This window comes from Pseudarthrobacter albicanus (assembly GCF_018224015.1).
Taxonomy (GTDB): domain Bacteria; phylum Actinomycetota; class Actinomycetes; order Actinomycetales; family Micrococcaceae; genus Arthrobacter; species Arthrobacter albicanus.
In genome coordinates this window covers 42957-50821 of the sequence record NZ_JAGPOT010000020.1, presented here as the reverse complement: position 1 = coordinate 50821, position 7865 = coordinate 42957, and the positions used below count along the sequence as shown (strand labels likewise).

The window sequence follows — 7865 nt, the reverse complement described above, 5'->3', positions numbered from 1 at the left end:
CCACGGACACCCCGGCCGGCCGTTACACGCCCGGCGACAAACTCCTCACCTTCCTCGAAGCCCTCTGATTATGCCGACAAGTATCCCGGGGAACCCCGCCAAATCAGGCTGCCCGGAGCAACATCGGCATAATCCGGACATCGGCATAATGCTCACACCACCACGCCCTGGTCCACAAGGGTCAATGGACCATCCAGCTCCGCACCGGCATCCCCTGGTTCATCCCCCCGCCCCACATCGACCCGCGCCAGGTGCCCCGAAGAAACCGCTACTTCCGCCTCGAATGACGCCCCGTCCGGAGGCCAGCCCGCGGCCTGAACAACGGGCGGACTGAAGGTCTACAGCCAGAGTGACCGCGCTCCATTCACGCTGGTGGGTTATGCCATAGGCTGTTTTCGGAACTCAGGGGCACTTGCTGACGCAGCTGACCTGTACATTCGTATGGTCGAGTGCGCTGGCTCATGTGATTAGGGATTTGGTGCCGCCAGGTCCCAGTTAGGCTGGGCCGATGAGTCCAATCAACGGAGTCCGCCCGGCGGACAGCCGCGATGCGCGGCGGCTGGCGGAAATCCATGTTGAATGCTGGAAGCAAACCTATTCTGGCCTGCTGTCCGCTGGGTTCTTTGCCCAACAATCCGTCAGCGACAAGCTAGCCATATGGTCAGGGATCCTGACCGGTCCCCGGCGTCCCTGGCATCACGTAGCTGAAGTTGATGGTAGCGTAGTTGGTTTCTCCGGAACCCGGCTAGTTTCGCTTGACGATTCGCCCGGGGAGATTGAGCTGTGGGGGATCTACCTGTTGAAGGATCACCACGGTTCCGGTCTGGGCCAGCAGTTGCTGGACGCCTCGCTGGGCGACAGTCCGGCGATGCTCTGGGTCGCTGAAGCCAACACCCGGGCCCGGTCCTTCTACCGGCGAAACGGATTCGAGGTCGATGGCGCCCAAGAAGTTGTCCAGGAGTGGGAAGACCTGGTTAGGGTCCGGATGATCCGATAACCCCGCTGACCACTCTGCTTATCCGCGCCACGAACACACGGTTGACCACCCTCGGTAATGGCGGACCGGCAAACTCACGCATGGCAACGAGGATCCGGTTGGCCCGGTCCGCCGTCCGGGGCGAGTTTGGAGGTTCCAGCAGGGGCATCCCGGCCCGGGGACGGCGTGTCGGTATCAAAGTGCCCCCGCACGGCACGGAGCCCTTGACGCGGGGACGGCAACACGCGAACCTCATTGAACCTCTGAGGTTCCAGCCCTGCGTCACGCCAGCGCTGCGCTTTCTATCCCCTACCCCTCCACGTCGTGGAGGTGATGGACGGCGTCGTGCAGGAAGTACTGGGCGAAGGTCAGGATGGTGAACACCGACCCGTTGCTGCGGGTGCCCTTGCGTCCCCACTGCTCCTCGGGGACAGCCGTAAAGGACGCGGCGACCTGCTCGCCCGCGGCAGTGAGTTCCGCGCTGACCTCGGCCGGGTCGGCATTGGCGTAGTCCTTCTCGACGGCAGCCCGGTCCTGGTCCCAGTCCTCGAACCGGGCGCCGTCCTCGCTGAGCATCAGGCCCAGCCTATAGTCGAACAGCGTGAAGACGTCCCGCACGTGGCAGGCGTACTCGAGCACGGACCAGGTGGCGTCGTCGGGCCGTTGTGACACGCCGGTCCGGCGCAGGGCCGCACGCCAGCGCGGGAGCATGCCGGCGACGATCCCCGGCACCGTGGCGGGGGTGGCGGAAGAGGCGTCGAAACCGCATTCCGGACAGGGGCGCGACAGCACCCAGGTCCAGTCCTTGTTGTCCGGGATGATAGGCATGCGAGCAGTCTAAGCGCATTTCTCCCGGAGTAGCCGAGGGGTAGATGCGGTCCACGGCGCGCCCTGCCGGCGGTGCGAGGGCTGAGACTGGCTGAGTCTTCCCTCTTTGCGCAACGGTGAGGCGACAGAAAGGCCGCCTCACCCGCTGAAGTGCGACGCGTTGCGGTTCACGCCAATCGCGGGTAATGCTTCCCGCGAGTGGAACCTCAAGGACATGGGCCTTGGGCTCCAGTCGCGGGCCAAGCATCGATAGAGGTGTGCACCCCGAGCGGGCGTGACATGGAGCGCCGAGTTCGCCGCAATTCCGGACCAAGCCATGTCCGTTTGCTCGAAAATCCCCTATCAAACACTCTGGTCTGCAGAACTTGCTCTTCGGGCAATGCAGAGAAAAGGTTCGGCGCCCGGACGCAAGTCGCCTAAGGGTGCCTACCTTTGTAGCCCATGCCGGCGGTGGCACCTCACCTCGAAGTCGAACTCACAGGTTCCCCCCCGTGGGTCCGACGTCGTTGTTCCGCGTAGTTCCGGTCTTGGAGATGAGCCGGCGCCGGCCATTTGCCACAGATGGCCGGAACGCCGGACCCTATTGCGGCCCTTTGTGTCGAATGGGTGGGCCGTGACCCGTGACCCCCGACCCGTGACCCCCGACCCGCGACCCTGGCGCCTTCGTCGGTGCAAGCCCGGCGCCCGGCCGCCATATGGACAGCGGGAGGCTAGGCTTCCGTCCCAGGTTCCTCGGGCCAGGCCATGCTCGGACCGACCGCGTCGACGGCCTGGGACAGCGGGATCCCGGAACCGTCGCGGCGCCCGTGCTCCCCGGGCAGGGACCGCGCCGCGCCGGCCAGGGAGGACGCCTTCGCCGGGCCGTGCCCGGCCCAGGTGAGCAGGAGGGTGTCCTCGCCCTTGAGGAAGCGGTGCGCCCGGACTCCGGCCGTGCCGCGGCCCTTCGCCGGGTACTCGGAGAGCGCGGTGACCTTGGCGGTCCCCGGATCGGTGCCCGGGAGGGCACCCTCGGTGCCGGCAATCGTCACGACGACGGCGGCGCTGTCGGCCGCGCCGGCGGTGCCGAAGAACAGGACCCGGTCCCCGGCGGCCAGCTTGATGCCGGCCATTCCGCCGGCGGTCCGGCCCTGGGGCCGCACGGCGGCGCCGCTGAAGCGCAGCAGCTGCGCCTGCTGCGTCACGAAGACGAGGTCGACGTCGTCGGACCCGGCGGGCGCGACGCCCACCACGGTGTCCTTGTCCTTGAGCGCGATGACGTCCCAGTCCTCGCGGTTCAGCGGATAATCGGCCTGCACGCGCTTGACCACGCCCTGCGCCGTCCCGACCGCCAGGACCTCGTCCAGCGGCGCAAACGCCACGAGCGATTCGCCCTTCAGCAGGGTGATGAAGTCCTTGGCCGGCACGCCGCCGGCCATGTTGGGGGTTCCCGACGTCGGCGGCAGCACCGGCATGTCCATCATCTGCAGGCGCAGCATCCGGCCCTGGGACGTGACGGCCGCAATCTCGCCGCGCGCGGAGGTCTTGACCACGGACCGGAACACGTCGTGCCGGGTCCGCGGGCCGGACTCGGCGAGGCTGTCCTGGTTCCCGGTGCGGGCGATCATGCCTGACGCCGTCAGGATGGCCCAGCAGGGGTCGTCGGCGATTTCCAGCGCCAGCGGGGCGGCCTTGCCCCTGGCTCCGGGCGCGGCGGCCAGGGCGGCGGCCGTGGTGGGGGAGACGGCCTCGGATTCGAGCAGCACGGTGCGGCGCGCGGTGCCGTACTTCTCGGCGATCCCGGCCAGTTCGGAGGACACCAGCCCGCGCAGCAGCACCTCCGAGCCGAGGATGGCCTCAAGCTCGGCGATTTCCCGGCGCAGCTCCTCCTGCTCCTTTTCCAGCTCGATCCGGGAGTACTTGGTCAGCTGCCGCAGCCGGAGTTCCAGGATGTAGTTGGCCTGGATCTCGGACAGGTCGTAGACGGACATCAGCCGGGTCCTGGCCGCGGCCACCTCGTCGGAGGACCGGATGATCTGGATGACCTCGTCGATGTCCACGATGGCGATGAGGAGGCCCTCCACCAGGTGCAGGCGGTCCTTTTTCTTGCCCAGCCGGAAGGCCGTGCGCCGCCGCACCACAGTGATGCGGTGCTCCACGTAGACCGACAGCAGCTGCACCAGGCCCAGGGTCTGCGGCTGGCCGTCCACCAGGGTCACGTTGTTGATGCCGAAGGAATCCTCCATCGGGGTGTACCGGTAGAGCTGCTGCAGCACGGCGTTGGGGTTGAAGCCGTTCTTGAGCTCGATCACCAGGCGCAGGCCGTGCTTGCGGTCCGTGAGGTCCACGACGTCGCTGATGCCGGTCAGCTTCTTGCCGTTGACGGCGTCCTTGATCTTCTCGATCACCTTTTCCGGGCCCACCATGTACGGCAGTTCCGTGACCACCAGGCCGGTGCGGCGGGCCGAAAGCTGCTCGACCTCCACCTTGGCCCGGGTCTTGAAGGAGCCGCGGCCCGTGGCGTACGCCTCGCGGATGCCGTCGAGCCCCACGATCCGGCCGCCGCTGGGCAGATCGGGGCCGGGGACGAACTTCATCACATCCTGGAGCGTGGCGTCCGGGTACTCGATCAGGTGCCGGGCGGCGTCGATCACCTCCACCAGGTTGTGCGGGGCCATGTTGGTCGCCATGCCGACGGCGATGCCGGTGGCGCCGTTGACCAGAAGGTTCGGGAACGCGGCCGGCAGCACATCGGGCTGGGTCAGCTGGTTGTCATAGTTGGGCACGAAGTCCACGACGTCTTCGTCGAGGTGGTCCGTCAGGGTCAGCGCAGCCGCCGCGAGGCGGGCCTCGGTGTACCGCGGGGCCGCGGGGCCGTCGTCGAGCGAGCCGAAGTTGCCGTGCCCGTCGATCAGCGGCAGCCGCAGCGAAAAGTCCTGTGCCATGCGCACCATGGCGTCATAGATGGCCGAGTCGCCGTGCGGGTGCAGCTTGCCCATGACCTCGCCCACCACGCGGGCGCTCTTGACATGGCCCCGGTCAGGGCGCAGGCCCATCTCGGACATCATGAACAGGATGCGCCGCTGCACGGGCTTGAGGCCGTCGCGGGCGTCCGGCAGGGCCCTGGAGTAGATGACCGAATAGGCGTACTCCAGGAACGAGCCTTCCATTTCGGAAGTGACGTCGATGTCAACGATGTTCTCGGTGAAATCCTGGCTGGCTTCCCCTGAGGGGGGCGTGGTTTGGCGGCGGGCCATGAGGTTGGAAGGTCCTTCTGAGCGGTGCTGAACGGGTACTGCGTAAGTTTATGACTAGGCTAAGCCTATGGTGGATCAGCCCGCGGACGGCGAATATCCGGAACATTGGGAAGCCGACGTTGTCCTGCGCGACGGCGGAACGGCGCATCTGCGTCCCATCCACCCCTCCGACGCGGACGCCGTGCAGGCCTTCCACACCGGCCAGTCGCAGCAGTCCATCTACATGCGCTTCTTCGCGTTCAAGTCCAGGCTGTCCCCCAAGGAACTCAAGCGCTTCACCGAAGTGGACTACAAGGACCGGGTGGCCCTCGTGATCACCATCGGCGGGGAGATCATGGGGATCGGCCGTTACGACCGGCTGGATGACCCCGAAGAAGCGGAAGTCGCCTTCAACATCGCCGACGCCCACCAGAGCCGCGGGATCGGGTCCATCCTGCTCGAACACCTCGCCGCCGCCGCCCGCGAACACGGCATCAGTAAATTCAGCGCCGAGGTGCTCCCGGAAAACCGCAAGATGCTCATGGTGTTCTCCGACGCCGGCTACGACGTCAAACGGCATTTCGACGACGGCGTGGTCAGCCTCGAGTTCAACATCGACCCCACCGACCGTTCCCGCGCCGTGATGGAGTCCCGCGAACACCGCGCGGAGGCGCGCAGCATCCAGGAACTGCTCGCCCCGTCCTCGCTCGCCGTGATCGGGGCCAGCCGCACACGGGGCACCGTGGGCCACCAGCTCCTCGAACACATCATCGAGGCCGGGTTCACCGGCCCGGTCTACGCGATCAATCCCGAAGCCTTCGAGCTCGCCGGCATGCTCTCCTTCGCCCGGCTCGCCGACGTCCCCGGCCCCGTCAGGCTCGCCCTCATCGCCGTACCCTACGACGAGGTTCCCCGGGTGGTCGGAGAATGCGGCGCCGCCGGTGTCAAGGGGATCGTGGTGGCGACGGCAGGGTTCGCGGACGACGGCGAACGCGGCCTGGCCAGGCAGCGCGAACTGGTGCGGCAGGCCCGGGCCAACGGCATGCGGGTGATCGGCCCGGCCTCGCTGGGGATCATGAACACCAACCCGGCCGTGGCGCTCAACGCCTCCATGGCACCCGCGCTCGCCCGCCGCGGCGGGCTGGGGCTGTTCACCCAGTCGGCCGCGATCGGCGTGTCCCTGTACGCTGCCGCCAGCCGCCGCCGCGTCGGCCTCTCCACCTTCCTCTCCGCCGGCAACCGTGCCGACGTCTCCGGCAACGACATGATGCAGTTCTGGGAGGACGACGCCGACACGACCGCCGTCGGGCTCTACCTCGAATCGATCGGCAATCCCCGCAAGTTCTCCCGGCTGGCGCGGCGCCTGGCGCGCACGAAGCCCGTGATCGTCGCCAAGTCCGACGCCATGGGGCTGGGGCTTCCGCCCGGCCACGCCGTGCGCACCACGCAGGCGCCGCCGGAGGCCCTCGACGCGATGATGCGCCAGGCCGGCGTGATCCGGGTGGAGACCATCGAACAGCTCATGGACGTCGCCCAGATCGTGTCGAGCCAGCCGCTGCCGACGGGCCCCGGCATCGCCGTCTTCAGCAACTCCCGCGCGCTCGGCAAGGTCGTTGCGGACAGTGCGGCCACGCAGGGCCTGGGGGTGGAACGCATCATCGCCGACGTCGACCTGGACACCGGGATGTCCGTGGCGCTGCCGGCGCTGCGGCGCAGCCTGCAGGAAACCCTGGCCCTCGACACCGTCCACGCCGTGGTGGTGGCGCTGCTCCCGGCGCGCGGGCTCACCGTGGAAAAGATCGCCGGGGTGCTCGCGGAGTGTTCCGCGGCCGCCGGAAAGCCCGTGGTCGCGGCGTTCAGCGGCATCCTGGACCCCTCCGTCTACGTCGAGGGAATGGTCGGATCGGAAACGGCGCAGCCACCCCACGCGGCCACCGTGCCCTGCTACTCCAACCCGGGCGCCGCCGTGGCGGCGCTCGCCGCCGTCGTGCGCTACGCCGCGTGGCTGCATCGTGACCAGGGCCTGTTCGCGGAGCCCGAGGGCTGCGATCCGGACGGCACCCGGGCGGACCTTGAGCAGCTGCTCCGCAACGTCCCGGGTGAGCAGCTGGTCCGCCTTGACCCGGCGTCGGCGGGAAAGCTGCTGGGCCATTACGGCATCCGGGTGGTGCCCTCCGAAGGCTTCGAGACCGCGGAGCAGGCCTTGGCCGCGGCTGACAGGCTCGGCTGGCCGGTGGCGCTGAAAACCACGGACCCGGCGCTGCGGCACCGGCTGGACCTGGGCGGGGTGCGCCTGGACATCCAGGACGCCGAGTCGCTGCGGCGGAACGTGCAGGAGATGCGGAAATCGCTGGAACGCTACGGCTCCCCGTCCCTGGAGGTGCAATCCATGGTGCCGGTGGGGCAGGCATGCACCTTCCGCGCCATCGAGGATCCGCTGCTGGGCCCGGTGGTTTCCTTCGGCCTCGCCGGCGACGCGGTCAACCTGCTGGACGACTGGGCCCACCGCGTGCCGCCGCTGTCCGGTTCCGACCTGCACGACTTCATCCGCGGGCCCCGGGCGTCCCGGAAGCTCTTCGGCTACCAGGGCCTGCCGGCGGTGGACGTCGCGGCCCTTGAAGACCTTGCGGCGCGGCTGTCGCGGCTCAAGGACAACCACCCGGAGATTGCCCTGGTGGATTTCAACCCGGTGCTGGCAGGGCCCGACGGTGCCGCGATCCTGGCCGCCGACGTGCGGATCGCCAACGCCGCCCAGCGCACCGACAGCGCGCGGCGGGCCATGCGCAGCTAGCCGTACCAGGAGCCCTGCCGGCCTTCGGCAGCACGTGCAGTTAGCAAGTCCCCAGCCG

Annotated in this window: 4 protein-coding genes; 2 read left to right on the top strand and 2 right to left on the bottom strand. The window is 68.3% G+C overall.

The window, feature by feature from the left end:
* Positions 1-508: 508 nt before the first annotated feature.
* Positions 509-997: a GNAT family N-acetyltransferase gene (locus J9611_RS06455; RefSeq protein ID WP_211878695.1), complete on the top strand. Its 489-nt coding sequence runs from the start codon at positions 509-511 to the stop codon at positions 995-997.
* A 288-nt stretch (positions 998-1285) separates the two neighbouring features.
* Here the strand turns inward: J9611_RS06455 and J9611_RS06450 are convergent, their stop codons facing one another.
* Together J9611_RS06450 and J9611_RS06445 are read right to left on the bottom strand one after the other, a co-directional pair.
* Entirely contained in the window at positions 1286-1804 is a 519-nt protein-coding gene (locus J9611_RS06450; RefSeq protein ID WP_211878693.1) for a DinB family protein, read from the bottom strand.
* 710 nt (positions 1805-2514) lie between these two features.
* Positions 2515-5037, bottom strand: coding sequence for a DNA gyrase/topoisomerase IV subunit A (locus J9611_RS06445; RefSeq protein WP_211878691.1), 2523 nt, complete (start codon positions 5035-5037; stop codon positions 2515-2517).
* A 67-nt stretch (positions 5038-5104) separates the two neighbouring features.
* Between J9611_RS06445 and J9611_RS06440 the strand changes: the two genes are divergently transcribed.
* Positions 5105-7807, top strand: coding sequence for a bifunctional acetate--CoA ligase family protein/GNAT family N-acetyltransferase (locus J9611_RS06440; RefSeq protein ID WP_211878689.1), 2703 nt, complete (start codon positions 5105-5107; stop codon positions 7805-7807).
* Positions 7808-7865 lie beyond the last annotated feature (58 nt).

What these genes read in the sequence shown, in the direction of transcription:
- J9611_RS06455 (WP_211878695.1), top strand. Translation starts at nt 509, where the DNA reads ATGAGTCCAATCAACGGAGTCCGCCCGGCGGACAGCCGCGATGCGCGG.
- J9611_RS06445 (WP_211878691.1), bottom strand. Translation starts at nt 5,037, where the DNA reads ATGGCCCGCCGCCAAACCACGCCCCCCTCAGGGGAAGCCAGCCAGGAT.
- J9611_RS06440 (WP_211878689.1), top strand. Translation starts at nt 5,105, where the DNA reads ATGGTGGATCAGCCCGCGGACGGCGAATATCCGGAACATTGGGAAGCC.
- J9611_RS06450 (WP_211878693.1), bottom strand. Translation starts at nt 1,804, where the DNA reads ATGCCTATCATCCCGGACAACAAGGACTGGACCTGGGTGCTGTCGCGC.